Genomic DNA, 26,876 nt, shown 5'->3' with positions numbered 1-26,876 from the left:
TATGCCGCGCGGCTGGGTGAGCCGTGCGACGAGCGACCGTGATGACGAGGACACCGCGTGGGGATACTCCCCTCCGATGATGTGTGCCAGTCTCCCAGACTCCAGCGCACAAACCCAACTCGGGCCACCGACCGGCGCGCCCACCAGCTCAGGGTCGGGGCGGCCGTCGTGACTTGGGGAGCTTGGCGACGATCGTCTCGTACGAGGCGTCGACGGCCTCGCGGAGCTCGTCGTCGGCGATCGCACCACCCAGGCGCAGGGTGTTCCAGCCGGAGCGGCCGATGTAGGCCATCACCGAGGCGTCGTCCGGGTACTGCAGGACCCACTCGTCGGCCTCGGTCCGGTTCGCGCCGCACTTGAGCCCCACCGACTCGCTGCCCATGAAGGCGAAGATCTTGTCGCCGACCTTGGCGACGAAGTCACCTTCCCAGGGTTGGTCCGCCCACGCCCCGGGCTTGGCGAGGCAGTGCTCGCGCAGCTCGTCCGGCGTCACTTGGTGGCCTCGGACATCTGCCGGAGCTCCTTCTTCAGGTCGCCGATCTCGTCGCGCAGCCGCGCGGCGAGCTCGAAGTGCAGGTCGGCCGCTGCCTGGTGCATCTGGGTGGACAGCTCCTGGATGAGGTTGGCCAGGTCGTTGGCGGGCAGGTTGCGCAGCCGGTCGGTGGCCACCCCTGCGTCGGCCTGCACGGCTCCGCGGCCACCTCGTCCGCCGCCCTTGCCCCGCGACTGGCTGCGCCCCGAGCCGATCAGGGCCTCGGTGTCGGCGTCCTCACGCTGGAGCAGGTCGGTGATGTCGGCGATCTTCTTGCGCAGCGGCTGGGGGTCGACGCCGGCCTCGAGGTTGTAGGCGATCTGGATCTCGCGGCGGCGCTGGGTCTCCTCGATGGCCTCCTGCATGGACGGCGTGATCTTGTCGGCGTACATGTGCACCTGACCGGACACGTTGCGCGCGGCGCGCCCGATGGTCTGGATGAGGGACCGGGCCGAGCGCAGGAAACCCTCCTTGTCGGCATCGAGGATGCTCACCAACGACACCTCCGGAAGGTCGAGACCTTCGCGCAGCAGGTTGATCCCGACGAGGACGTCGTACTCCCCCATCCGCAGCTCACGGAGCAGCTCCACCCGGCGCAGGGTGTCGACCTCGCTGTGCAGGTAGCGGACCCGGACGCCCTTGTCGAGGAGGTAGTCGGTGAGGTCCTCGGCCATCTTCTTGGTCAGCGTCGTCACGAGGACTCGCTCGTTGACCTTGGTGCGCTCACCGATCTCGTGGAGCAGGTCGTCGATCTGACCCTTGGTGGGCTTGAGGATGACCTCGGGATCCACCAGACCGGTCGGCCTGATGATCTGCTGGACGATCCCCTCGCTCTGGGCCAGCTCGTAGGGTCCGGGCGTGGCGGACAGGTAGACGGTCTGGTCGATCCGGCCGAGGAACTCCTCCCAGCGCAAGGGACGGTTGTCCATGGCGGACGGGAGCCGGRAGCCGTGGTCGACGAGCTGGCGCTTGCGCGACATGTCGCCTTCGTACATCGCACCGATCTGGGGCACCGTCACGTGGGACTCGTCGATGACGAGCAGGAAGTCCTCGGGGAAGTAGTCGATCAGGGTGTTGGGCGCCGTCCCGCGACCGCGGCCGTCGATGTGCATGGAGTAGTTCTCGATGCCCGAGCACGAGCCGACCTGGCGCATCATCTCGATGTCATAGGTGGTGCGCATCCGCAGCCGCTGGGCCTCGAGCAGCTTGCCCTGCTTCTCGAACGCCGCGAGCTGGTCGGCGAGCTCGAGCTCGATGCCGCGGATCGCCCGCTCCATCCGCTCGGGACCGGCGACGTAGTGCGTCGCCGGGAAGACGTACATCTCCTGCTCCTCGCGCATGATCTCGCCGCTGACCGGGTGGAGCGTGTAGATCCGCTCGATCTCGTCGCCGAAGAACTCGATGCGGACGGCGAGCTCCTCGTAGACGGGGATGATCTCGACGGTGTCGCCACGGACGCGGAAGGTCCCACGGGTGAACGCCAGGTCGTTGCGCGTGTACTGCATCTGGACGAAGCGGCGTAGGAGGTCGTCGCGGTTGACCTCCTGGCCGACGCGCAGGCGGGCCATCCGGTCGACGTACTCCTGGGGCGTGCCTAGGCCGTAGATGCAGGACACCGAGGCCACGACGATGACGTCCCGACGGGTCAGCAGTGAGTTCGTCGCGCTGTGCCGCAGCCGCTCGACCTCGTCGTTGATCGAGGAGTCCTTCTCGATGTAGGTGTCCGTCTGCGGGATGTAGGCCTCGGGCTGGTAGTAGTCGTAGTAGGACACGAAGTACTCGACGGCATTGTTGGGCAGCAGCTCGCGGAACTCGTTGGCCAGCTGCGCCGCCAGCGTCTTGTTGGGCGCCATCACCAGGGTCGGCCGCTGCACCTGCTCGATCAGCCAGGCCGTCGTGGCCGACTTGCCGGTGCCCGTGGCACCGAGCAGGACGGTGTTCTTCTCCCCTGCCCTGATCCGCGTCGTGAGCTCGGCGATGGCAGTGGGCTGGTCTCCCGCAGGCGAGAACTCGGAGACGACCTCGAACGGGGCGACCGTGCGCTGCAGGTCAGTCGTGGGACGCATGCGTCCAGCGTAGGCGGACCCGCTGACAGTGCCCTGTCCGGCGGTCCCCGAGCCCGTCCTCAGCCGTGTGGCGGCTGCCACCCTGTCTCGCGCGCCCAGGCCTCGACCCGTTCGTGGACGGCGTCGAACCAGGGTTCCTTCGCCTCGGCGTACTCGCTGGCCGTCGCGCCGGTCGCCGCGATCCGCTGCTTCTCGGCTGCGTACTCCGCTGCGGCCTCACCATCGGCCCGCAGCCAGTCCCGGAACAGCAGCGCCCAGCGCCATCCGGGACTCCCCACCTCGCGCACGTGGACGTGGGCGGCCCTCCCGGGGTCCGCCGCGCCGTGGAACCGCTTCGGCCAGGTCGTGCCGTCCTTGGCGTTGTCGGCGCACTCCCCGTCGGGACGGGGGAATCCTGCCTTGGTCAGGCGCTCGACGAGGGCCGGGTCGTCGGCGTCCTCGAGCGACGGGACGCCGACCTGCAGGTCGATGACGTCCTTGGCGACGAGTCCCGCAACGGACGTGCTCCCGATGTGGTCCGTCGTCACGTGCACCTCGCCGAACGCCAGCCGAAGGCGTGCGAGGAGTCGCGCAGCCTGCGCAGGCCACGTCGGGTCGCTCGCGACCAGCGCGACGCCCGCGGCTCTCGGAGCGCGTATGCCGTGGCGCACGTTCTCCTCGAAGGGCACCAGGCGCTCGCTCCACAGGGCGTCCACGGCTCCGAGCAGCTCGGGCTTCGGCCCGTCGTTGTCGAGCCAGACGTCCGCCGCCGCGCGGCGCTCCTCGTCGGTCGCCTGGGCCGCGATCCGGCTGCGGGCGTCGGCCTCGGTCATCCCCCGCGTCCGCATGAGCCGCTTGACCCGGGTCCCGTCGTCGGCACCCACGACCACGACGACGTGGTACCCGGGGCCGTAGCCCTTCTCCACCAGCAGGGGAACGTCGTGGACCACCACCGCATCGTCCGGCGCGGCAGCCACGAGCTCGCCGGTCCGCCGCGCGATGAGCGGGTGGGTGATGCCCTCGAGGTCGCGTCGCGCCTGCTCGTCGGCGAACACGATGGCACCGAGGGCAGGGCGGTTGAGGGCTCCGGCGTCATCGAGGACACCCTCCCCGAATCGGTCGACGATGGCCTCGAACCCGCGACTCCCCGGCGTGACCACCTCGCGCGCAAGGACGTCCGCATCGATGACGACCGCACCGAGATCCGAAAGCCGCTGTGCCACAGTGGATTTCCCCGATCCGATGCCTCCGGTGAGACCCACGCGCAACATGTCACCACCCTATCTGCACCGCTGCAGGTCCTCAGGCGGCGAACCACCACTGCGGCGCATACGGCTGGAGGAGTGCCGGCACGACCGTGACGGCGGCGCCGCCCACCAGGGCGCAGATGCAGGCGGCGAACCAGCTGCCGCGGGGTCCGCGCGACGTCAGGGCGTGCAGGGCGGCGGTCAGCAGGAGAACGCTCGCCAGACCGACGAGGACCGCGACGGTGACGTACTGCGGCATACCGATGCCCGGCCTGCACCACGGCTGGTGAACGCGGTCGCAGGTCTGACCCAACTTCGCGCCCGGCCAGAACCACTGCAGGAAGAAGGCGGCCATCAGCCAGCTGGGCACGCTGGCGACGGCGACCGCGAGCTTGCCCGACCCAACCAGCACAGACCGCAATCTGCTCACATCCATGGCCCGGACGCTAGTGCAGCCTCGTGCTCCCGGGGGCGTGGTTCGGGTCCTTCGAGGCGTAACCGTGATCGGTGGACACTCAGCCGGCTCGAGTCGGTCTGTCGGAGCCGCTCAGTCAGCGAGCCTGGCGGGGAAGCCTCCCGTGGCGACAGGGCCCCAGCGCGTGGGCGTGATGCGCAGGATCGACTTGTCCTGGTCGACCATGGCCTGTCGGTACTCGTGCCAGTCGGGGTGCTCGCCGGAGATGTTGCGGAAGTACTCGACGAGCGGTTCCACAGAGTCGGGAGCGTCGAGCACCTCGCAGTCGCCGTCGACCTGCACCCACGCCCCACCGAAGTCGTCGGAGAGCACGACGACGCTCACAGCCGGACGCCTGCGGGCGTTGGCCGTCTTGGCGCGATCGCGATAGCTGGAGATGACGATGCGCCCGCTGTCGTCGACGCCACCGGTGACCGGCGAGGCCTGGGGGCGCCCGTCGGCGCGGCTGGTGATGACCAGCATCTGGTGACGCGGCCGGACGAAGTCCAGCAGCCCGTCGAGGTCGACCGTGGTGTTGGTGGCAATGGTGCGTCCCATGACCTGCACGGTACCCACCGCCGGACCATGCGCCTCCCCGGTCAGGTGTGCCGGGTGCTCACCGTGGTGCCGCTGCCGAGCTCGCCAGTCTCCCCGGTCAGGCGACGCGGGCGGCGCAACCACCAGGCCAGACAGACCAGGAACGCCGCAGCGGCCGCGAGGGCCCCACCGCGGGTGACTGCCCGGAACAGCACGGCCTCGACGTCCAGGTCACCGACGGACAGGGCGCCGTAGGCCGCCCCGACGATTCCTGCAGCCACCACCGTCGCGGCTGCCAGCCGCCGCTGCGCCCGCGACACCCAGCCATCGTCAGGTCCTACCGCGGCAACGACGAGCAGCCGCACGCAGACGACGAGGAGCACCACTCCCCCGAGCAGGCCGCTGGCGAACTGCGCCCACTGCGACCCGAGGAGCCCAGCGTGCTCCGTGTGGAGCCAGGGGACCTGCCTCACCCCCCAGCGGCCCTCGTGGGTGAAGCCGTCCCAGACCAGATGGGTGGCCGCTCCGAGGGCGATCCCGACACAGGCCCATCCCCAGCGGGTGCGTTGCAGGGGTTCGGGCGTCGGGAGGCGCAGGCCGACCACCGGCGGAAGCAGGTCGCGGACGGGTGCGAACAGCACGCCCCGCCAGAGCGTGAAGAGTGCCAGACCGAGGGCCAGGTCCGCGGTGACGAGGCCGGGCACCGAGTGCGTGAAGGCTGCGCCACGGCCGCCGGTGAAGAACCACGGCAGGTCCGGCACCATCGACCCGATGACCCAGGCAGCCGGGACCGCGCGGACAGTGTGCCTCCGTCCGACGACAGGGAGCACGGCCGCCACGTGGCTCAGGGTGAACGGCATGCCCGGAACCCTAACCCCACCGCCTCCCACGGCGGCGGTGGCCGGCCAGCGCTGGCCGGCCACCTCGGCCAACCTCAACGAACGTCAGCCGAACGTCAGCCGGGCGGGTTGTAGGCGGCGTAGTCGACGCGGGTCACGGGTCGGGTGAGCAGCTGCCCGCTCGGGTCGGGCATCGGCAGGGCCCTGGTGCCCTGGACCAGCTGGACGCTCGTCGCCAGGCTGTTGGCCGTCACGGTGAACACGAGCTGGGCCATCGCCAGCGACTGCTCGTGGACGGAGATGCGTTCGAACCCGGTGGGCAGCTCGATCCGTGCGACCCCGTCGTCGACCTTTCCACGAAGGGGCGTGCTGGCCAGCGGCAGCGCGCTGCGGATCCCTGCCGCCGTCATCGTCGAGGTGATGGGTGTGGCCAGGCCCACGAAGGACGGCTCCAGCCCCTGCGCCGGGGGGCACGGTGCGTGTCAGCCGAGCCAGGCGGTCCCCCTGCACCAGGTAGACCTGGATCGTGAGCGGGACACCCTGACGGCTCGGGCCGGACGATGACCTGGAGGCCGTGGGGGCCACGGCGGGCACCGGGGAGGACTGGGTCCCGATCGAGCAGGCCGACAGTGCGAGCACGCCGGTGACCACGACGGCAGCGGCAACGGCGGCACCGTGGGTGACACCGCGGCATACCCGGTCACGAGGTGGCGGTCGGTAGTTCGACGACAAAGCGGGCACCTCCTCCTGGGGTCTCCTCGACGAGCACCTGACCGTCGTGCAGCGCCACGTGCCGCTGCACGATCGCCAGCCCGAGCCCGACCCCCGTGCGTTCGTTCGAACCCCCGCGGGCGAAGCGCTCGAACACTCTCGACCGCCGCTCCGGCGCGATCCCGGGCCCGGAGTCCTCGACGACGACGCGCAGGCCGTGGGGTCCTCGTTCGACGCGCACACCCGTGCACCCGCCGCCATGCGTCTCCGCGTTGCCGACCAGGTTCGCGACGACGCGTTCGAGGCGTCGCTTGTCCACGTCCATCGTCAGCCCAGCGACGGCCGGGTCGACCACCGTGACCTCCCGTCCGGCAGCCGCATCGGCGGCCCGGCGGACGAGGTCGCCCACCCGCACGGTCTCCCGGACCACCTGGTCGCCCGCGTCGTGGCGCGAGATCTCGAGGAGGTCGACGACGAGGGCGCGAAACCGCTCCAGCTCGTCCGCCAGCAGCTCGACCGGCTCGCGGACCGACTCTGGGAGCTGGTCCCGGCGGTTCTGGATCACCTGCATCGAGTTGAGCATGGTCGTCATCGGCGTGCGCAGCTCGTGGCTCACGTCGACGGCGAACCGGGCGTCGGCGACGACGTGTCGCTGGAGGTCCTCGACCGTCTGGTTGAACGACCCCGCGAGCTCCTCGAGGTCCGGGTCGCCGTCGGCATCCAGACGCGCGGAGAGGCGGCCGGCGGCCACGTCCGCAGCCACCCGGTTGAGCTCGGTGAGGGGGCGCAGTGCGAGCCGGCTGGCGAACCGCCCCACCCCCAGTCCGATGAGGACGGTGACGATGGCCGCGGCGACCAGGCCGAGCGACAGGACGCGGGCCGTGCGCTGCATCTCCCTGAGGGAGTACACCTCGAAGTAGCTCCCCCGCCCACCCGACAGCGGCAACCCGACCGCAAGGTGCAGGGTGCCCTCCACCCGGATGCGCTGGGTCGCACTCTGTCCGCCGCCCACCAGCGACACCAGCCCGCTCGGGAGGCTGGCCGGGCCCAGGCTGGGGGACGTCGCGTACCACCGCCCGTCCACCTGTGCGAGCACCGCGGCGGAGTCCGTCCCCGGCACGCCCTCCAGGACGGCAGGCAGGCCCGTGGCTCCGGTCGACAGCGCGTTCTCCACCTCGCCGCGATCCAGCGCCGTCTCGACCAGCGCGGTCTGCTCGGTCTGCGACACCATCGTGCGCGTCACCAGCGTCCAGGCCAGGCCGGACAGGAGCGCCGACAGGCCGAGGGCCAGCAACCCGAACCCGAGCGTGACGCGGCCCCGCACCCCGAGCCGCCGCGTCGGAAGTCCCCGGCGCGCCGTGCGCGGGTCGCGCCCCACCTAGCCGGCCAGCCGGTAGCCCAGGCCGCGGGCAGTCACCACGTGGCGCGGACTGGCGGGGTCGCGCTCGACCTTCGTCCGCAACCGGCGAATGTGTACGTCGACGATCCGGGAGTCACCGAAGTAGCCGTAGCCCCAGACCTTGTCGAGCAGGTCCTCGCGGCTGAGAATGCGGCCCTCGGCCACCGCCAGCTCCGCGAGCAGCCGGAACTCCGTGCGGGTCAGCGCGACCGGCTCGCCGTCCCGGAGCACCACGCCGTCGTCCAGCCCGATCGACAGGTCACCCAGCACGGGCCGTCGCGGGCGGTGGTCCACCGCAGGCTCCACCCGTCGGAGGAGGGCGCGGATCCGCGCCGAAAGCTCTTTGGCGACAAGGGGTTTCGTAACGTAGTCATCGGCGCCGGCCTCCAGCCCGGCCACGACGTCGTGGCTGTCCGAGCGCGCGGTCACCATGATCACCGGGACGTTGCTGCGGTGCCGGATCTCCCGGCAGACGGAGAAGCCATCGGTGTCCGGGAGCATCACGTCGAGGAGTACGACGTCGGGCTCCTCGCGCGGCAGGTCGGCCAGACCCTGCTCCCCCGTCGCCGCCTCCGAGACGTGGTAGCCCTCGTCCTCCAAGGCGAGGCGCAGGACACGGCGGACCCGGGCGTCGTCCTCCACGAGCAACACGCGTCGCGTCACCTCGCCAGTATCACACCGGCTCGCAAGGCCCGTCCGGAAGTTCCTGTCGGACATGGCGTTCCGTCACGCAATCGTCATGAAGGGCCACCCTCCATGACGAGGCCCTTGCAGTCCCGTGACGGTCGAGCCGTTGGCCTGCCAGCCCACCTCCGGAATGCCTACGTTCGCAGTCGACCTGTCGGGCGTGACCGGCAGGCCATGCCCCTTCAAACCGGATCCGTCTACCCATCCGAGGAGGATGTGATGATCCCCAGGACACGTCGGCTCGCAGCGGTGGCAACCGTCTGCACTGCGAGTCTCGGACTGGCTGCCTGCGCCAACAGCAACGACACCACGTCAGGCTCGTCCAGTTCCAGCGGCGCCGTCGCCAAGGGCGGGACGCTCAACATCCTCGGCGCCGGAGACGTCGACTACATGGATCCCAACATCAGCTACTACTCGGCTGGCTACATGGCGCTCAGGCTGTGGAGCCGGCAGCTGTTCACCTACCCGGCCATCGAGGGTCAGGCCACCAAGGCTGCACCCGACCTGGCCACCGCGATACCCACCGAGGGCAACGGCATCAGTGCCGACGGCAAGACGTACACGATCAGCATCCGCCAGGGCGCCAGGTGGAACACCACCCCAGCCCGTCAGGTGACGGCGCAGGACATGGTGCGCGGCGTGAAGCGCACCTGCAACCCGGTGCAGCCGTTCGGCGGCCTGCCTGACTACGCCGACCTCATCGTCGGCTTCCAGTCGTTCTGCGACGGGTTCGCGAAGGTGGGCAAGACACCCGCCGCCCTCGCGGCATACATCGACAAGACCCCCGTGGCGGGCGTGACCGCGAAGGACGACGAGACCGTCGTCTTCACCCTCACCCACCCCGCGAGCTACTTCGTCGACATGCTGACCCTTCCGGCCTTCTCCCCCTCCCCCAAGGAGTGGGACGCGTACCTGCCCGCCAGCCCGGAGCTGGCCGCCCACACGATCTCCGACGGGCCGTACAAGATCGACTCCTACACGGCCACGAAGAACATCACGTTCAGCCGCAACACGGCGTGGGACGCGGCCTCCGACCCGATCCGCAAGGCGTACGTCGACAAGATCGTGATCAACGAGACCGTCAGCCAGGACTCGATCCAGCAGCAGCTGCAGACCGGCACGCCCAGCGCCGACCTGGAGTTCGACGCCTTCGTCCCGCCGTCACAGCTGCCCGCCCTGATCGCCAAGAAGGACCCGAACCTCAACCTCGGCGAGGGCTCGTCCAGCAACCCGTACCTGGTGTTCAACACGGTGTCGCCGAACAACAACAAGGCGCTCCAGAAGAAGGAGGTCCGGCAGGCGCTGTCCCACGGGCTCAACCGGACCAACATCATCCAGGTGCTCGGCGGACCCAAGATCGCCCCACCCCTGACGCACGTCCTCCCGTCCAACATCGTCGGTGGCGAGCAGAACTTCGACCTCTACCCCACCGACCCGGCCAAGGCGAAGTCGATGCTGTCCGCAGCGGGCTACCCCAACGGGCTGACCCTCAAGATGCTCTACCGCAACGCATCCGAGGGGCAGAGCAAGGCCTTCCAGACCGTGCAGCAGGACCTGTCCAAGATCGGGGTGAAGGTCGTCGGTGTCCCCTCGCCGAACGCGGACTTCTACACCAAGTACCTCCAGGTGCCGACGGTCGCGCAGCGCGGAGTGTGGGACATCTCGGTCGCCGGGTGGGGCTCGGACTGGTACGGCGACGCGGCGCTGTCGTTCTTCAAGCCCCTGTACTACGGCCAGGCGGCCTACCCGCCGATCGGGAGCAACTTCGGGTTCTACAACAGCCCGGCGACCAACGCCCTCATCGAGCAGGCGTCCAACGCCAAGACCCAGCAGGAGGCCAAGGACCTGTGGGCCAAGGCTGACCACCAGGTCATGGAGGACGCACCGTTCTACCCCATCACCAACCAGCTGAACCCCAACTACCGGGCCAGCCAGGTTCAGAACGCCGTCTACATCCCGGCCTTCCAGAACTTCGACCCGGCGAACGTCTGGCTCACCGCGGGCAAGCAGGGCGGGTAGGGAAACACCATGGCACTGTTGGAGGTTCGTGACCTGAAGGTCGCCTTCACCACCGCCGACGGTGTCGTCCAGGCCGTGCGCGGACTCTCCTTCGACGTCGAACGTGGCAGCACGCTCGCCATCGTCGGAGAGTCCGGCTCGGGCAAGAGCGTCGCGACGCAGACCATCGCCGGACTGACCCGCGGCGCCGAGGTCACGGGGTCCGCGCGGTTCGACGGCATCGACCTGATCGGAGCAGACCCCGAGGTACTGCGCCGGGTCCGCGGGGACCAGATCGGCATGATCTTCCAGGACCCGCTCTCGAGCCTGCACCCCTACTACACCGTGGGGTGGCAGATCGTGGAGATGATCCGCGCGCATCGCCAGGTGTCGAAGGCGGCGGCCCAGCAACGCGCGGCCGAGCTGCTGACCCTTGTCGGAATCCCCCGTGCCACCAGTCGGATTCACGACTACCCGCACCAGTTCTCCGGTGGGATGCGGCAGCGCGTGATGATCGCCATGGCGATGGCCCTCGACCCCGCGCTGCTCATCGCCGACGAGCCCACCACAGCCCTGGACGTGACCGTCCAGGCCCAGGTGCTCGACGTGATGCGCAGCCTCCAGGAACGCTTCGGCACGGCGATCATCCTGATCACCCACGACCTCGGCGTGGTCGCCGAGATGGCAGACGAGGTGGTGGTGATGTATGCCGGGTCGGTCATGGAGCGCGCGCCGCGCCGGACGTTGTTCTACCGCAACCACCATCCCTACACCGAGGGCCTGCTCGCGTCGCTGCCGTCGCAGGGCGGCGCCGGGACAAGGCTCACCCCCATCTCGGGCGCACCTCCCTCACTCATCGGGCTCCCCGCGGGTTGCCCGTTCGCCCCACGCTGCCGCTACGCGTTCGAACGGTGCTGGGGCGCGACACCGCCACTCGACACGGTCCACGACGACCCCTTGCACCAGTCAGCCTGCTGGCTGGCGGACGACGCCCAGACGCGCCGTGGCGTCGCGCCCGCTCCGGCAGGGGCACGGCCATGAGGTCCGAGGTGCTGCTGCGGGCCCAGGACGTGACGAAGTCCTTCCCGGTGCGCTCGGCGGGCTGGCGGCGGCAGCACGACGTGGTGCAGGCCGTGGCGGGTGTCACCCTCGACGTCCGGCGCGGGGAGACCCTCGGGCTGGTCGGTGAGACCGGGTGCGGGAAGTCGACGCTGGCCCGGTGCCTGGCGCGTCTGTACGACCTGACCTCGGGCTCGGTCCTCTTCGAGGATCGCGACATCACGACGCTCTCGGGTCGGGAGATGCGCCCGCTGCGCCAGGACATCCAGATGATCTTCCAGGACCCCTACGGCTCGCTGAACCCTCGGCGGCGCGTCGGGTCGATCATCGGGGATCCGTTCGTCATCCACGGAATCGGATCGGCCGACGAGCGCAAGCGCAACGTGCAGGAGCTGATGGAGCGCGTCGGGCTCAACCCGGAGCACTACAACCGGTTCCCGGCCGAGTTCTCCGGCGGGCAACGCCAGCGCATCGGCGTGGCCAGGGCCCTGGCCCTGCGACCGAAGCTGGTGATCTGCGACGAGCCCGTGTCGGCGCTCGACGTGTCGATCCAGGCGCAGATCATCAACCTGCTGATCGACCTGCAGGACGACTTCGGGCTGACCTACGTCTTCATCTCGCACGACCTGTCCGTCATCAGGCACGTGAGCGACCGGATCGCCGTGATGCACCTGGGCAAGATCGCCGAGCTCGCCCCGGCCGAGCAGCTGTTCAACCGCACCCGGCACCCCTACACCCGCTCCCTGCTCTCAGCACTGCCGCACGCCGACCCCGACGTGGCGGACAGCCGCGAACGCATCGTGCTGGTCGGCGACCTGCCCACCCCGACGAACCCGCCGTCGGGCTGCCGGTTCCACACCCGTTGCCCCAAGGCTCGGGAGGACTGCGCCGTGACCGACCCTCCGCTGGTCCCGGTGCTCGGTGACGGCGGCGTGCACCAGACGGCGTGCCTTCACCCCTTGGAGGTCGGCGAGGACCTCTCGCTGGCGAGCCCCCGAGTCGAGGACACGGAGATCGACACCTCGTCGCACCACACAGTCGCACCATCCTCAGGAGGCTGAGTCGGCATGAGCGACGTCAGGGACACCGCAGCGGTCGGACGCCCCTCGCCCGAGGGTCCGGGTGCTGTCGCGCTCGGCAGCGCCACCCAGGGCGGTTCGCGTGGGCTCGGGGAGGACGCCGCCGCGCGTGGCGCGGGCGGCGCGGGCGCGGGTAGCGCAGGAGACCGGGGTGGCGGGGGCATCCAGGGCCGCACCCCGTGGCAGCTGGCCTGGCAGCGGCTGAAGCGAGACCGGGTGGCGATGATCTCGTTGGCCGTCATCGTGCTCATCGTGCTGATGGCCTTCCTCGCGCCGCTGGCCGCGATGATCACCGGCCACCCCGTCAACGAGCAGTACCGCACGACCGGCCTGACCCCCGAGGGCCTGCCTCGCGGGCCGTCCGGCGAGTTCTGGCTCGGCACCGACGACCTCGGCCGGGACATCCTCGTCCGGATCGCCTACGGCTCGYGCATCTCGCTCCTGGTCGGTGTCGCGTCGACGGCGCTGACCGTCGTCATCGGCGTGGTCATCGGGCTTGCCGCAGGGTTCCTCGGGGGGATCGTGGACACGGTCCTGGCTCGACTGATCGACGTGGTCCTGTCGGTGCCCTTCCTGCTCGTCGCCATCGCCCTGGTCTCCATCACCGGTCCCAGCCTGATCGTCACCGTCCTGGTCATCGGGTTCTTCAGCTGGGCCTCGGTGGCCCGCATCGTGCGGGGACAGGTGCTGTCGATGCGCGAACGCGAGTTCGTCGAGGCCGCCCGGTCGCTGGGCGCCTCGAACTCCCGGATCATGTTCGTCGACATCCTGCCGAACGTCCTTGCGCCCGTGATCGTCTACGCCTCGCTGCTGATCCCGGTCGTGATCGTCGTCGAGGCCACGCTGTCGTTCCTCGGCCTCGGTCTGGCACCACCCACCGCAGACTGGGGCGGGATGATCAGCGAGGCCCAGAACTACTACACGACCTCGTGGTGGTTCGTGGTCTTCCCCGGCGCCGCCCTGCTGGTCACCACCCTCGCCTTCAACCTGCTGGGCGATGGGATCCGGGACGCCTTCGACCCGCGCGCCGCGCGGCTCATGGCGAAGTGAGGAGACCGTCATGGTGCGCTTCCTGATCCGACGCCTGGCCCTCGGCGTGCTCGTCCTGTGGCTGATCACGGTCGCCGTCTTCGRCCTCTTCTTCGTCGCGCCCAACAACGTGGCACGCACTCTCGCGGGTCGCCAGGCCACCCCGGAGACGGTGGCCGCGATCTCCCACCGGCTGGGTCTGGACCAACCGCTCTGGAAGCAGTACCTCGACTTCGTGGGCAACGCCGCGCGGGGGGACCTCGGCTACGACTACTACCACCAGGTACCGGTGACGACGATCCTCGGCGCTGCGCTGCCGATCACCATCTCGCTGGTCCTGGGGGCGGCACTCATCTGGCTCGGCCTCGGCGTCTTCAACGGCGTCATCTCCGCGACGCACCCGCGGTCGTTCACCGACCGGTCCCTGACGGCGCTGAGCCTGTTCTTCTACTCCACCCCGACGTTCCTGCTCGGCATCCTGCTGCTCTACGTGCTGTACTTCCGCCTGACCCTCGCCGGGCACACCGCCTTCCCGGCCGGCGGCTACGCACCCCTCGCAGGGGGCCTCACCGGGTGGGCCAACCACCTCATCCTCCCGTGGTTCACCCTCGCCCTGGTCTCCGCCGCCACCTACACCCGGCTCACCCGCGCCTCGATGCTGGACGTGCTGGGCGAGGACTACATCCGGACCGCCCGGTCCAAGGGCATCCGCGAACGCCGCGTCGTGCTTCGCCACGGCCTGCGCGCCGCGCTCACGCCCATCGTCACCCAGTTCGGGATCGACGTCGGCTCACTGCTGGGCGGCGTGGTGGTCACCGAGACGGTGTTCAGCCTGCCCGGGCTCGGCAAGACGGCGATCGACGCGATCAACCAGCAGGACCTGCCGGTGATCATCGGGATCGTGCTCTTCGCGGCGGCGGCCGTCGTGGTGGCCAACATCCTGGTCGACCTCGCGTATGCCGTGCTGGACCCCCGCGTCCGCCTCCACTGAGCCCTCCGACTTCTGGCCACGTGTGGCCCACCAGACCCCGACTTCTGGCCACGTGTGGCCCACCAGACCCCGATTCCGGGCCGCTGGTGCCGCAGTGGACGCCAGAAGTGCGAGGAGGATGGACGCCGAGAGGCCCGGCCCCCACAAGGGGGACCGGGCCTCTCGCTGTGACACGCGAACCGTGCCGGCCACGCGGCATACCGAGGTAGGCCGCGTGGAGCGGCTCAGTTGCCGGTGAGCTTCTCGCGCAGTGCGGCGAGGGCCTCGTCGGAGGCCAGGGTGCCCTCGGACTCCTGGGCGGCCGGGCGGCTGCTTGCGCTGCCCGTGTCGCTGTCGGACGACGAGGACGAGGACGAGGACGAGCCCGAGTCGGAGGAGTAGGACGTCCCGCTGCCGGCGTTCGCGGCAGCCTCGGCGTCGGCCTTGGTGGCCTCCTCGACCTGGGTCTTGTGGGCCTCCCAGCGGGTGTGGGCCTCGGCGTACTGCTTCTCCCACTTCTCACGCTGGGTGTCGAAGCCCTCGAGCCACTCGTTGGTCTCCGGGTCGAAGCCCTCCGGGTACTTGTAGTTGCCGGCCTCGTCGTACTCCGCGGCCATGCCGTAGAGGGTCGGGTCGAACTCGGCGACGGGCGCGCTGTCGTCGTTGGCCTGCTTGAGGCTCAGCGAGATCCGGCGACGCTCGAGGTCGATGTCGATGACCTTGACGAAGATGTCGGAACCGACCGTGACGACCTGCTCCGGCAGCTCCACGTGGCGCTCGGCCAGCTCGGAGATGTGGACCAGGCCCTCGATGCCGTCGTCCACGCGGACGAACGCACCGAACGGGACCAACTTGGTGACCTTGCCCGGGACGACCTGACCGATCGCGTGGGTGCGGGCGAAGTGCTGCCACGGGTCTTCCTGCGTCGCCTTGAGCGACAGGGAGACACGCTCGCGGTCCATGTCGACGTCGAGAACCTCGACGGTGACCTCCTGGCCGACCTCGACAACCTCGGACGGGTGGTCGATGTGCTTCCAGGACAGCTCGGACACGTGGACGAGACCGTCGACGCCACCGAGGTCCACGAAGGCACCGAAGTTGACGATGGAGGACACGACGCCGGAGCGGACCTGCCCCTTCTGGAGCTCCTTGAGGAACGTGGTGCGCACCTCGGACTGCGTCTGCTCGAGCCACGCACGGCGCGACAGGACCACGTTGTTGCGGTTCTTGTCGAGCTCGATGATCTTGGCCTCGATCTCCTTGCCCACGTAGGGCTGGAGGTCGCGGACACGACGCATCTCGACGAGGGACGCGGGAAGGAAGCCGCGCAGGCCGATGTCGAGGATGAGTCCACCCTTGACGACCTCGATGACGGTGCCGGTGACGACGCCGTCCTCTTCCTTGATCTTCTCGATCGTGCCCCAGGCGCGCTCGTACTGCGCACGCTTCTTGGACAGGATCAGCCGACCTTCCTTGTCCTCCTTCTGGAGGACCAGGGCCTCGACCTCGTCGCCGACCTTGACGACCTCAGAGGGGTCGACGTCGTGCTTGATCGAGAGCTCGCGGGAGGGGATGACACCCTCGGTCTTGTAGCCGATGTCGAGCAGGACCTCGTCCCGGTCGACCTTGACGATGACACCCTCGACGATGTCTCCGTCATTGAAATCCTTGATCGTCGCGTCGATCGCGGCGAGCAGTTCTTCCTCGGTGCCGATGTCGTTGATGGCAACCTGAGGGGCGGTCTTTTCGACCGTGCTGGCAGTCATGTAGTAGGAACTCCGATGGTGGACAGTGAATAGAAAGTGGTTGTTGTGCTCACGCAGACCGTGCCGCGATGAGACGGCACGACGAAGCGCGCACACGGAAGTGCACCTCCACCTTACCGACGGTGTCCGTGCAGGGTCAAAACGCGAGGGGTATGCCGGTGAGTGAGTATGCGCAGGTCAGTCGACGAGAGGCGGGTGCCGAGGAAACCGCCGCGGCCAACCGGTCGTGGTGGGACGCCGAGGCCGGCGAGTACTACGCCGAGCACGGCACGTTCCTCGGCGACGCCGACTTCGTCTGGGGCCCTGAGGGCTGGCGCGAGGACGAGCTGGGGCTGCTGGGCGACGTGGCGGGTCGGCGGGTGCTCGAGATCGGGGCCGGCGCGGGCCAGTGCGCCCGCTGGGTGGCTGCCGCCGGGGGCCAGGTCGTTGCCACCGACCTGTCGGCCGGGATGGTCCGCCAGGGGCTCGACCTCAACCTCACCCTGGCTCCCCCGGCGCAGCCCGTGCCGTTCGCCCAGTGCGACGCCGTGGCCCTGCCGTTCGGGGAGGCCACCTTCGACATCGTCTTCACGGCCTACGGAGCAGTGCCCTTCGTCGCCGACACGGCGCGGCTGATGCGCGAGGTGGCGAGGGTGCTTCGCCCCGGCGGGCGGTTCGTGTTCTCCACGACCCATCCGTTCCGCTGGGCCTTCCCCGACGACCCCGGGTCGGGCGGCCTGACCATGACCCAGTCCTACTTCGACCGGACCCCGTACGTGGAGGCCGACCCCGACGGTGAGGCGACCTACGTCGAGCACCACCGGACCCTGGGCGACCGGGTGCGCGAGCTGGTGGCCGCAGGCCTGGTCCTCGTCGACCTCGTCGAGCCGGAGTGGCCGGAGCGCAACGACCAGACCTGGGGCGGCTGGTCGCCACTGCGTGGCGGCTACTTCCCCGGCACCGCGATCTTCGTCTGCACGCGCGTATGAACACCGCGACCGCGGCCGCACCCGACGACGTCACGGACAGCCGTCTGGCCTGGTGGGTCTCGCCCGTGTTGGTCGTCGCGTCAGCCGCTGCCATCTACACGTTGCGGTCGAAGGCCACGGTGGAGTGCGACATCGGCATCAACGCTGGCGCGGCCATGCTCACGGCATTCCTGGCACTTCCCCTCTGGTGCCTCATTGTCTGGGCCGTGACCGAGCTCGTCCGCCGACTGCTGCCCCGGCCCGTCGCCCTCGCCATCAGCCTGTTGCTGCTCTGGGCGGCCAGCTGGCTCGTTCTCGGCTGGCTCGGCGCCCCTGATGGCTACCCGTCCACCTCCCCAACGTGCTCCGACAACGTGCCGAACTGGTGGCCGGGCTGGCTTCCCAGCTGAACGGCATACGCGACGAAGCACGGCCGGGCACGCACCACGAAGGGCCGCTCGGAGTCCGAGCGGCCCTTCGGTGTCCTGCGGATCGCGTCAGGCGGCTTCGCGTGAACCCCGGCGCCTGCCCCCGAAGGTGAGGAACAGTCCGAGGGCGAGCAACAGCAGCCCGACCACGATCGCGATGCCCGTCAGGGGACCGTTGATGAAGCCGAGCAGCGACCCCTTGGAGCCCCAGTCCTCGGCATTCTTCTTCACCGTGGCTTCGGAGTACCCGATGGTGCCCTTGGTCGTGAAGAGCTCGGGGTAGGCGTCGGTCGTGAGCGACTTCTCGACCTCTTCCTGGCCCTTGATCAGGACGCCCGTGTTGGGCTCGATCCACAACGTGCGGACGTTGCCGTAGTTCACCGTGGCAGTGACGTTGCCGGTCGCGGTGTCGCCGAACAGGGCCTTGGGGACGTCTCGCTGCGTCACCTCTGCCTTGGGGATGGTCTGGCGGAAGACGTAGGTGCTGACTCCCTCCAGCTTCTCCTCGCGGACGAAGCTGATGTCGGTGGCCTTGCCCAGGTCGCCGTCCCACCACTGGTAGGTCTTCTTCTGGACGTCGAACGGGAACTTGAAGAACAGTCCCTGGTGGTCGACGGGGACGACCTTGGCCGGGTCGTCGAGGTCACCGGCGGACTTGAAGTCCCCACAGCAGTTGGTGGACTCAGCGGTCTTGCGGTTGAAGGAGACACCTTCGTTGCTGTAGCTGAGGTCCGTCCACTTGCCGTCGATCTCGGCCTGCGACTGCACCGTGGTCTGCCAGAAGGCGTCGGTGTCCTGCTTCTTGGCATCCTTGGCCCTGCCAGGGATGCCGATGACGTTCCGTGTGCTCTTGAGATGGGCGTTCTCGAGCTTGTCGTAGTGTGACTTGCCGTCGTCGCCCTTGTAGACGTGCAGCGACGACATGCCCGTGCCCTCTGAAACTGACACCGAGCGTTGGTTCAGCTTGACGGTCGCAAGCCCGTCGTACAGAACCGGCTTCGCTGAAACACCTACAACCAACAGCAAAACTCCCAAAAGCGTGGCAACACTGCCAAGCACCTTGCGCATCCCGGCTCTCTCCTTGCGTTATGAGGTGGCAGGACCCTACCAGCGAGTAGCCTGCTCTCCGGTGCATTACGTGGAGAATGCCTCCACCCGTGTCCTAGGGACCCGGCGCTGCACCTGCAAAGCGAGAGAGATCGCGTTGTCCGACGTCCCAGTCTTCACCCCGGCTCCCCGCCCTGACGGGCCGCTGACCCAGCGCAGCGAGGACCAGGCCGTGCCCACCGCCTCTGAGCACGACGAGGCGGCCGACCACGCCCAGCTGTGGCACGCTCCCATGACGGGCTACCTGGGCTGGCTGCGCGCGCACCTCACGGGTCCCGACCGCCTCGCACTGGGCGTCGTGCTCGTCCACCTCGTGCCCGTGTGGTGGCTCGTCGCCGGTGGCGGGCTCTACCTCGACGACCTCCGTGCCCAGGCGTACGCCCGTGACCAACAGTTCTGGGCGTTCGTCATCTCCTCCAACGGCACCCACCTCGCTCCCGGTGCCCGCACGCTGGACTGGCTCCAGGCCCGCTACGCCCCGCTCGAGTTCTGGCCGGCGCTCGTCGCCACGCTGGCGATCCACCTGCTGCTTGGCCTCGCGGTCTGGCTCCTGCTCCGAGAGCTCGTCGGTCCCAGGTCCTCTGCAGTGGTGTTTCTCGCCATCGCCCTGGTGTCGCCGGCCACCATCTCGGCCGTCGCGTGGTTCCGCCAGTCGCTCACCACCCTGCTCCCCCTGGCCCTCGTGCTCCTGGCCGCAGCCGTCGTGGTTCGGGGGGCGCGGCTGGCCTCCTGGCGCTGGCTGCTCGCCTCCGTGCCCCTGCTGTGTGTCGGCCTCCTCTTCTCGGAGCGGGCTCTGGCGGGGTGCGCGCTCGTGGTGGCCCTCGCGGCGTTCGTCCCCCAGTGGACGGACGCCCCGCGAACGGGTCGGGCCCGCGCCCGGGTTCGTCGCGCGCTGCTGCTCGGCCTGGTCCTCGCCGTGCCGGTGGCGCTCTACCTCCTCGCCTACAGCAGCGGCCCCTACGACCAGGGCCACACGGGGCGCCTCACCGCCGCCGACCTCGGCACCCTGCTGGTGCGCTCGGTCGGGCTGGGCATGGTGCCGGGCCTGTTCGGCGGCCCCTGGCGCTGGCAGCCGAGCGGGCCGGCTCTGTCCGCCGCGCACACCCCCGTCGCCCTGGCGGCGCTGGCCTGCGGCGGCCTCGCAGTCGGGCTCCTCGTTGCATCCCGTCGTTCACGCCGACCGGTCGGTGCGGCCATGCTGGTCGCTGCCGCCTACATCCTGCCGATCGAGCTGTTCCTGTTCGTCGGTCGGTACGCGGGGTTTGGGCAGGCGACCGCGGCCGACGTCCGACTCTACGCCGACTGCACCATCGTGCTCGTCATCGCGCTGGCCGTTGCGTTCCTCGGCTGGCGCTGCACCGCAGCGCCGGCTCGGCCGGCGGGCGTGTCCGGTGGCGGTCGCGCGCTGGCCGGGGTACTCGTCCTCGTGGTGCTGCTGGGCACCGTCGTGTCATGGAAGGGCTTCGCCGACCGTTGGCACACGAACAGGACCACGGCATACGTGGAGGCGCTGCGGACCGGGATCGCCCAGGACAACAGGTATGGCCTCAACACCGCCGTCTCGATCCTGCCCGGCCCGATCTCCGACGATGTCATCCCCGGCTGGATGCAGACCGAGATCTCGACGGAGGACCTCGTCCTCCTGCTCAACCCGGGGATGGATGTGACCTTCAACAAGGTGACCGTCCAGTACGTCAACGACGACGGCCACCTGGTCGACGGCCGCACCCAGCTCGTCAAGCGGTTCGACCAGGGCGACAAGGGTTTCTGCGGCCACCCGGTCCTGCCCACCGACCCCGCCCCGCTGGTGCTCCACGCATCCCAGCCGATTCCCTACCAGCGCGACGAGCTGGTCGAGGTGGGGCTCCTCGTCAGTGATCAGACGTCGCTGCGCCTGGACGTGCTGGACGACCGCGGTGTCGCCCACCCAGTCGCGTGGGCCAAGCCGACCCAGCTGGACCGTGGACCGTTCATCGTGCGCCTCCGCGTGCCGTACGGGGTGCGCGTCACCGGACTGCAGGTGCACCAGCCCCAGGCCGGTGTCTGCGTGACGTCGGCGTCAGTGGTGGTCCCGGTGGCCGGCCGATGAAGGCCACCACGGGCACCGACCTCGGCGGGCGGCTGACCGCCCTCGAGGGGCTGCGGACCTTCGCCGTCCTCGCCGTCGTCGCGACCCACGCGGGTTTCCTCTGCGGCACGACCGGCGGCCACGTGCTGCCGGGGCTGGTGTCGCGGCTCGACTTCGGCGTGGCGATCTTCTTCGTGCTCAGCGGGTTCCTGCTGCACCTGCCGCACGCGCGGGTCGCGTCGGGCGAGGGCCGGGCGCCGACCACCCGCGACTACTTCCTGCGCCGTACGGCGCGCATCCTGCCCGCGTTCGTGGTCTGCGTCGCCGCGACCTGGGCTCTGGTCCCCGAGGCCCGGCGGGCACCCACGACCAACTGGCTGGCGACGACCTTCCTCGTCCAGACGCTCAACGTCGACTGGCACATTCCCGCCCTGAACCACCTGTGGAGCCTGTCGACCGAGGCGGCGTTCTACCTCGCCCTGCCACTCCTGGTGGCCGTGCTGCGCCTCCTGGGGCGCGGCCGTCGCCCTCTCACCTCCCAGGCCGTCCTGCTGCTGGCGCTCATGCTCCTGGTGTGGGTCTACCGCGCGCTCGTCAGCCAGGGCTTCGCCGGGTTGCCCCTGGCCGCGCTGGTGTGGCTGCCGGGCTACCTCGACTGGTTCGCAGCCGGCATGCTGATCGCGATCGTGCGGATCGGTGCCCCACGGGTCGGCTGGGCCCGATCCGTGGCCGAACTGGCCCGGTCCGTGCCGGTCGCGGCCCGGCTGCTCGGGGCCGTTCTCATCTGGCTGGCCACCACCAGGCTTGCCGGGCCCTACGACCTGTCACCCGCCACCGTGAGCGAGGACCTCGCCAAGCACCTGCTCTACCTTGCCGCAGCCGCGCTGGTCGTCGCACCGGCCGCGCTGGGTGCCACCGACGCCGTCACGAGGTTCCTGTCCAACCGCGTCATGGTGTGGTGCGGGACGGTGAGCTACGGCGTGTTCCTGTGGCACCTGCCCCTGATGTATGCCGTGCGCTCGGCCCTCGGGCTCCAGCTCTTCGGCGGCCACTTCTGGCTCACCCTTCTCGCGACGCTGGCGGTCACCGTCCCGGTCTCGGCGCTGAGCTGGTACCTGCTCGAGCACCCGGTCCTGCGATGGGTGCACCAGCGGACCCGGAGGGCGCCCGACCCGGTGCCGGCCCCGCAGGTCGCTGCCGCAGCGAGCTAGCCGCAACCAGCGCCGCGACCAGTAGGAGGGCCAGACCGGTCGCCAATGCGCCCCGGTTGGTCGCCGCCGGGTGCGACCAGGGCGCCCAGGCGGCCACCCCCACCATGAGGGTGCCCGTCAGCAGGACGAGCAGCTCGGCGCTGCGCGAGCGTCGCACGACGAGGGCGGCCACGGCCAGGGCCAGCACGGCCCAGAGTCCGCCGAGCGCCACCGTGCCTGCTGCGGCCAGCACGAGCGGGACCGCCGACGGCGCCCGGACCGCCCGCCGCGCCCGGGGCGCCTCGGCGGCGGCTCGGGTACCGCCCCGGGCGGGCCAGAAGGCGAGGAGCACGACCAGCAGGGCGGTGAACAGCCCCACCACGAGGCCTGCGAGGAAGGGCCTCTGCGGCGTGAACTCCAGGCTGACCACACCCCCGGCGCCGGCCGGCACCACCCAGCCCTGGTGCCAGCCGTCGAGCATGACGGGCGTGAGGGGGCGCCCGCCGAGGGTGGCCCGCCAACCCGGGTTGGCGTTCTCGTCGATCCCGAGCACCCGGGCTCCGTCGGAGGTGGCGACGTCCACCGACCGTGACGTGGCCGAGTAGGCCTTCCAACCCAGCACCGTGTCCGAGGCGGTGCTCGCCGTCGCGACCGTGGCATCGCGGGAGCGCAGGACGAGGGTGTCGGGCAGGAACTCCGCCGAGGCGTTCGAGGACACCTCAACATCGTCGCCCAGCGACACAGGCTCGCAGGCGGCATACCGGACCGGGCGGCCAGCCACGATGTCGGCAGCCGACCCCGTGACCTCCGTGGGGACCCGCTTCCCCTCGACCACGAGCTCGGGGCCGAAGCCGCACACGCGGCCGACCTCGCGCCCGGGGTCCAGCGCGGGCCACGCCTGCTTGCCCACGCGCAGCTCGCCGATGACGACCGGCATGGGACCGACCACGCCGCCGGTGCGCACGGTGCGGCTGGTGGTGGCGGCGAGGATGGTGACGGTGACCGTTCGGGCCGCGGTCCGGGGCAGGTGGATGGTGCCGTCGAGCTGGACGGCGCGTTCGAAGCTCTGGCCGCCGACGGTGACCCGCACCTTCATCGGGCGGGCGCCAGTAATGGCCGGCGCGGTCTCGAGCACGAGCTCGGAGAAGGTCTGCTCGTGGCCGAGCCGGAGGGTCAGCTCGGGGGTGCTGTCGGCAGGGTCGGACGCCCAGTACGTCGCCGGGTCGCCGTCGACGACGGTGCCGGGACGGACCTGGGGGTCGTCGGTCCAGCGGCTGGGGCTGGACACCCTCACCCCCTGCTGGGTGTCGAGCATGGCCTCGAGCGCGTCGCCCGGACGCGCAACGACGGTCCCCGCGACGGTGTAGCCACCCTGCGCGCCGGGCACCACACGACGCAGGGCGTGCTCCTCCTCACCCTGCCTCGTGCGGGCGATCTGACAGCGGACGTACCCGTCGACGTCCTCGACGCACGGTCGTCGGCTGTCCCGGGTGACGGCGAACCGGTACTCGTCTGCGCGACCAGCATCGGGGACGCGCAGCGCTTCGGCGGTGGACGGCAGGGCCCCCGCACCGATGTCGGCGACGGCCACCGGGGCGCCGGGTCGCCCACGGACCGCCGCGATGCGGACCTCGACGTAGCGCGTCGGTCCCTCCGGCACGCGGGCGACCACGGACTGGTTGCGCTGGTCGCCGGTGCCGGCGATCGGATCGACGCCGGTGCGGGCCCGACCGTTCTCAGTGCGGACCTCGACGGCGGAGACGTCGGCCGACCGGGTGGCGTCGAACCGGACGGTCAGCGCGTCTCCCGGTGTCACCTGCTTCGGCCAGGCCACCCGTGCCCAGGAGCCGGTGGCCTCGCGAGCGGAGACCCACGCCGTCTCCCCGTTGGCGTCGAACGCGGCATACGGACCCTGGGCGAGCTGGAGCTGCTGGCCGAGCAGCGGCGTGGCCAGGCTCGACGAAGCAGTGACCACGGCTCCCCCGGTCACCTGCGCCACCGTCTGGTCCGTGGGGACGCGGAATACCGTCGGCAGCCAGTCGTGGCTGCTGCGGGTCGCGCTGTAGGCTTCGTCCGCACGTAGCGGCGGCCCGTAGGAGTCACGGATGGCCGCGAACGACGCCTCGCGACGCTGGGCCGTGTCCGTGCCGATCGTGCGCAAGGCACCGCCAGCTCGACGCAGCGCGCCGACCGAGTCCCGGTCGGAGGCGAGGACCCAGTGCCCGGTCTCGCGCGCCGCGGCCTCGGGACCACCGGTCGCCACCGAGACCGTGCTCGCGGGCGAGAGCGTCGGCTGCACGGGGTCGCTGCCGGCCACGTCGAAGACCTGGAGCATGGGGACGCCCTGGTCGATGCCGTCGTCGACGGCGACGTCGGCGCGAGGGCTGCCGCCGAGGTAAGGGCCGAACGGGCGGCCGGGCTGCACGCCCGGGGTGTCGAGCAGGGCCCGGCGCACCACGAGCGGGGCCGGTGCGCCCGTGGCACGCCAGTCGAGATCCGCCCGGACCAGGACCCGGCTGACGCCAAGACCCCGCAGCAGGTTCGCCAGCTCGTCGCCACCCCGGCCCTGCGTCACCAGCTGCTCGACAGCGTTGAGCTGCCGGGTGGCCCCGGCCGACCCCAGCGGCACGCCGTCACGGACGATCCAGGGTGCGGACGCCAGCGGTTGGAGCGGCTCGTCGCGCGGTGCACCCCAGAGGCCCTGGTAGAACTGCGACCCCGGCAGGACCAGGGTGCGGTCGTGCGGCCGCTGGCCGAGGAAGTCGGCAGCCTGCTTCCACCAGTCGGGCACGCCGAGGTAGGAGCCCCGCTGGGTGACCCCGGTGACCGCGGTCGGCAGGACCATGGCCGTGACGGCGAGGATGGTGACGCCCTGGAGCACGCGGTGCACCACCACCCTGCCCGTGGTGGGGATGCGCACGGCGGCGAGGACGTGGGCCAGTCCGAGGGCGATGGGCAGGCGCGCCACCAGGTCGAACTTGTGCACGTTGCGCATCGGTGCGAGGGGTCCGTCGAGCAGGTGCTGCAGGGTGTCCGCCCACGGCGGCGCGAGCGGCCCGGTGTGGCCCAGCGTCAGCAGGACCAGGCCGGCGACGAGGCCCAGCTGGAGGAAGCGGGCGTGCCGCAGGTCGCTGCGAGCCAGGCCCCAGCACCCGAGGACCGCGATCTCCAGCCCGGCCAGGACGGTCGCACGGCTGGTGAGCACGGTGAACGCCGCAGGCCACTGCGGACCCCCGGACGTGACCACCGCGGCGATCCAGTGCGTCGTGCCGCGCAGGGCCTCCGGCAGGGACGCGGTCGAGGTGGTGACCGACGCCGACTCGATCCAGTCGAGGAACGGCGGCGAGTACCGGCCGAGCAGCAGCAGCGGCACCACCCACCACAGCGTCGCCGCGACGACCGACGGCACCCACCAGAGCAGCACCCGGCGTGACGCGCGGTCGCGCAGCCGGAGCACGAGCAGGATCGTCGGCAGCACGAGGACCGCGCCGGTCGCGACCGCGTTGACCCCGCCCACGCAGAGCACCGCGACCGCGGACCGGGCGGCCGAGCGCCGCTCGGTGCCGGGCCGGGGCCGGATCAGCGGCAGGAGCACCCACGGCGCCATCGCCATCGGCCACACCTCGACGCTGATCGACCCCAGGCCACCCGTGATGCGCGGCGACAGGGCGTACGCAAGGGCGCCCAGGGAGGCCGTGAACGCCGTGCCGATCCCCATGCGTCCGGCCAGCAGCCGGCAGCCGTGGTACGCCAGGAGCAGCAGCAGGGACCACCAGAGCCGCTGCACCACCCAGGCCGGGAGCCCGGCCGAGTGCAGCAGGGCATGGAACGGCCCCATCGGGAAGAGGTAGCCGTACGCCTGGTTCTGTAGCTGGCCGGCCGCACCCAGCGGATCCCACAGGTGCAGCGCCCGACCCAGGAAGCCCCACGGGTCGACGGTGAGGTCGATCTTGGTGTCCGCGGCGACCAGCCGCGGGTCCTGCACGAACGCGAAGACGACGAGGAAGACCGAGACCAGGACCTGACGGAAGACCGCCGCGGCGCGCTCGTTCGTCCCCGGGACAGGAACGGTCACCGGGCCCGCTTCCGCACGACGATGACGCTGTTCCAGCACGCCACCTCGCGCAGCCCGGGGACACGGATGACCCACTTCGCCCACGAGGGGTGGTACCGCGGCAGCACCTCGACGACCCGCACGGCCCCCGTCGCCTCGACGGCGTCCAGCCAGCGCATCATCCGCCCCACCGAGCAGGCGAACAGGGAGCGACCGAAGTCGTTCTTGGGGCGCTTGCCGTGCCTCGCGGCATACCTGTCGGCGGCCCGCCGACCCCCCAGGTAGTGCCACGGTGCCGTCTCGTGCCCACCCCAGGGCGACAGCCACGGGGTCCACGACAGCACCATGAGGCCACCTGGTTGCAGGATCCGCAGCATCTCGTCGGCCATCGCCTCAGGTTCCGGCACGTGCTCGAGCACGTTGCTCGAGTACGCGACGGTCACCGAGCCGTCGGCGAAGGGCAGTGCAAGGCCAGAACCCCGCACCGCGTTGGCCCCCACCTGGCCGCGCGCCGTCAGCTCGCCCACGTCCGGTTCCACACCGGCATACCCGGCTCCGGCTGCGACGAAGGCGTCGGCGAAGTAGCCCGGTCCCCCACCGATGTCGACGACGGTGGCGCCCTCGAGCGTCGTCCACCGGCGCACCTCCGCGACCGAGTCGACGGCCAGGGTCGAGTAGAAGCGGTCGGGATCGGTCTGCTCCACGAGGAAGGCCCGGAACAGCTCCACCG

General features: G+C 70.4%; 21 protein-coding genes and 1 pseudogene. 9 read left to right on the top strand and 13 right to left on the bottom strand.

Going from position 1 to position 26,876, the window contains the following annotated elements; translation table 11 throughout:
- Positions 1 to 148: 148 nt before the first annotated feature.
- The 9 genes from AC1DVZ_RS01500 to AC1DVZ_RS01460 all read right to left on the bottom strand — a co-directional run bounded on the left by AC1DVZ_RS01500 (position 149) and on the right by AC1DVZ_RS01460 (position 8,427).
- Entirely contained in the window at positions 149 to 493 is a 345-nt protein-coding gene (locus tag AC1DVZ_RS01500; protein WP_477616417.1) for an MmcQ/YjbR family DNA-binding protein, read from the bottom strand.
- The gene (gene uvrB / locus AC1DVZ_RS01495; RefSeq protein ID WP_477616416.1) at positions 490 to 2,598 is read right to left on the bottom strand and encodes an excinuclease ABC subunit UvrB; all 2,109 of its coding nucleotides are present in this window, start codon (positions 2,596 to 2,598) and stop codon (positions 490 to 492) included. The genes AC1DVZ_RS01500 and uvrB overlap by 4 nt, the downstream gene beginning before the upstream one ends.
- Positions 2,599 to 2,657: 59 nt before the next feature.
- The gene (coaE, locus tag AC1DVZ_RS01490) at positions 2,658 to 3,848 is read right to left on the bottom strand and encodes a dephospho-CoA kinase (RefSeq protein ID WP_477616415.1); all 1,191 of its coding nucleotides are present in this window, start codon (positions 3,846 to 3,848) and stop codon (positions 2,658 to 2,660) included.
- 31 nt (positions 3,849 to 3,879) lie between these two features.
- Positions 3,880 to 4,236 (bottom strand): hypothetical protein, encoded by a 357-nt coding sequence (locus tag AC1DVZ_RS01485; protein WP_477616414.1) that lies wholly within the window; start codon positions 4,234 to 4,236, stop codon positions 3,880 to 3,882.
- 135 nt (positions 4,237 to 4,371) lie between these two features.
- A complete protein-coding gene (locus AC1DVZ_RS01480; RefSeq protein WP_477616413.1) occupies positions 4,372 to 4,836 on the bottom strand; it encodes a PPOX class F420-dependent oxidoreductase in 465 nt (154 codons plus the stop codon).
- A 41-nt stretch (positions 4,837 to 4,877) separates the two neighbouring features.
- Positions 4,878 to 5,675 (bottom strand): DUF4184 family protein, encoded by a 798-nt coding sequence (locus AC1DVZ_RS01475; protein WP_477616412.1) that lies wholly within the window; start codon positions 5,673 to 5,675, stop codon positions 4,878 to 4,880.
- 95 nt (positions 5,676 to 5,770) lie between these two features.
- Positions 5,771 to 6,094 carry a GerMN domain-containing protein gene (locus tag AC1DVZ_RS01470; protein WP_477616411.1) on the bottom strand — a complete coding sequence of 108 codons (324 nt, stop codon included), beginning with the start codon at positions 6,092 to 6,094 and terminating at the stop codon, positions 5,771 to 5,773.
- A 260-nt stretch (positions 6,095 to 6,354) separates the two neighbouring features.
- A complete protein-coding gene (locus tag AC1DVZ_RS01465; RefSeq protein ID WP_477616410.1) occupies positions 6,355 to 7,689 on the bottom strand; it encodes an ATP-binding protein in 1,335 nt (444 codons plus the stop codon).
- A 54-nt stretch (positions 7,690 to 7,743) separates the two neighbouring features.
- Positions 7,744 to 8,427 (bottom strand): response regulator, encoded by a 684-nt coding sequence (locus tag AC1DVZ_RS01460; protein ID WP_477616409.1) that lies wholly within the window; start codon positions 8,425 to 8,427, stop codon positions 7,744 to 7,746.
- Positions 8,428 to 8,670: 243 nt separating this feature from the next.
- Here AC1DVZ_RS01460 and AC1DVZ_RS01455 point away from each other — a divergent pair, with 243 nt between their 5' ends.
- The 5 genes from AC1DVZ_RS01455 to AC1DVZ_RS01435 are packed head-to-tail and all read left to right on the top strand — an operon-like array spanning position 8,671 to position 14,607.
- Positions 8,671 to 10,470, top strand: coding sequence for an ABC transporter substrate-binding protein (locus tag AC1DVZ_RS01455; RefSeq protein ID WP_477616408.1), 1,800 nt, complete (start codon positions 8,671 to 8,673; stop codon positions 10,468 to 10,470).
- A 9-nt stretch (positions 10,471 to 10,479) separates the two neighbouring features.
- The gene (locus AC1DVZ_RS01450) at positions 10,480 to 11,490 is read left to right on the top strand and encodes an ABC transporter ATP-binding protein (RefSeq protein WP_477616407.1); all 1,011 of its coding nucleotides are present in this window, start codon (positions 10,480 to 10,482) and stop codon (positions 11,488 to 11,490) included.
- A complete protein-coding gene (locus tag AC1DVZ_RS01445; RefSeq protein WP_477616406.1) occupies positions 11,487 to 12,569 on the top strand; it encodes an ABC transporter ATP-binding protein in 1,083 nt (360 codons plus the stop codon). The genes AC1DVZ_RS01450 and AC1DVZ_RS01445 overlap by 4 nt, the downstream gene beginning before the upstream one ends.
- A gap of 6 nt (positions 12,570 to 12,575) precedes the next feature.
- Entirely contained in the window at positions 12,576 to 13,637 is a 1,062-nt protein-coding gene (locus tag AC1DVZ_RS01440; RefSeq protein ID WP_477616405.1) for an ABC transporter permease, read from the top strand.
- A 10-nt stretch (positions 13,638 to 13,647) separates the two neighbouring features.
- Complete coding sequence (locus AC1DVZ_RS01435; protein WP_477616404.1) at positions 13,648 to 14,607, top strand: ABC transporter permease; 960 nt, start codon at positions 13,648 to 13,650, stop codon at positions 14,605 to 14,607.
- A gap of 224 nt (positions 14,608 to 14,831) precedes the next feature.
- Here the strand turns inward: AC1DVZ_RS01435 and rpsA are convergent, their stop codons facing one another.
- Positions 14,832 to 16,352 (bottom strand): 30S ribosomal protein S1, encoded by a 1,521-nt coding sequence (rpsA, locus tag AC1DVZ_RS01430; RefSeq protein WP_477616403.1) that lies wholly within the window; start codon positions 16,350 to 16,352, stop codon positions 14,832 to 14,834.
- A 152-nt stretch (positions 16,353 to 16,504) separates the two neighbouring features.
- Between rpsA and AC1DVZ_RS01425 the strand changes: the two genes are divergently transcribed.
- Positions 16,505 to 17,320, top strand: coding sequence for a class I SAM-dependent methyltransferase (locus AC1DVZ_RS01425; protein ID WP_477616402.1), 816 nt, complete (start codon positions 16,505 to 16,507; stop codon positions 17,318 to 17,320).
- Entirely contained in the window at positions 17,317 to 17,709 is a 393-nt protein-coding gene (locus AC1DVZ_RS01420) for a hypothetical protein (RefSeq protein WP_477616401.1), read from the top strand. The genes AC1DVZ_RS01425 and AC1DVZ_RS01420 overlap by 4 nt, the downstream gene beginning before the upstream one ends.
- 87 nt (positions 17,710 to 17,796) lie before the next feature.
- Here AC1DVZ_RS01420 and pgfA read toward each other — a convergent pair whose 3' ends face one another.
- Positions 17,797 to 18,795 carry a cell envelope lipid trafficking protein PgfA gene (gene pgfA, locus AC1DVZ_RS01415; RefSeq protein ID WP_477616400.1) on the bottom strand — a complete coding sequence of 333 codons (999 nt, stop codon included), beginning with the start codon at positions 18,793 to 18,795 and terminating at the stop codon, positions 17,797 to 17,799.
- Between the two features lie 136 nt (positions 18,796 to 18,931).
- Between pgfA and AC1DVZ_RS01410 the strand changes: the two genes are divergently transcribed.
- Together AC1DVZ_RS01410 and AC1DVZ_RS01405 are read left to right on the top strand one after the other, a co-directional pair.
- On the top strand, positions 18,932 to 20,923 hold the full coding sequence (locus AC1DVZ_RS01410) for a hypothetical protein (protein WP_477616399.1): 1,992 nt from the start codon (positions 18,932 to 18,934) through the stop codon (positions 20,921 to 20,923).
- Positions 20,920 to 21,951 (top strand): annotated as a pseudogene (locus AC1DVZ_RS01405) (acyltransferase family protein); the annotation flags it as partial. The gene AC1DVZ_RS01410 and the pseudogene AC1DVZ_RS01405, both read left to right, overlap by 4 nt.
- 34 nt (positions 21,952 to 21,985) lie before the next feature.
- Here AC1DVZ_RS01405 and AC1DVZ_RS01400 read toward each other — a convergent pair.
- On the bottom strand, positions 21,986 to 26,167 hold the full coding sequence (locus AC1DVZ_RS01400) for an alpha-(1->3)-arabinofuranosyltransferase domain-containing protein (RefSeq protein WP_477616398.1): 4,182 nt from the start codon (positions 26,165 to 26,167) through the stop codon (positions 21,986 to 21,988).
- Positions 26,164 to 26,874 carry a class I SAM-dependent methyltransferase gene (locus tag AC1DVZ_RS01395; protein WP_477616397.1) on the bottom strand — a complete coding sequence of 237 codons (711 nt, stop codon included), beginning with the start codon at positions 26,872 to 26,874 and terminating at the stop codon, positions 26,164 to 26,166. The genes AC1DVZ_RS01400 and AC1DVZ_RS01395 overlap by 4 nt, the downstream gene beginning before the upstream one ends.
- Positions 26,875 to 26,876: the final 2 nt, after the last annotated feature.

The organism is Pedococcus sp. P2_E5 (assembly GCF_056403895.1).
The sequence above is the reverse complement of the archived record's forward strand: the minus strand, read 5'-3'. Positions and strand labels throughout refer to the sequence as shown.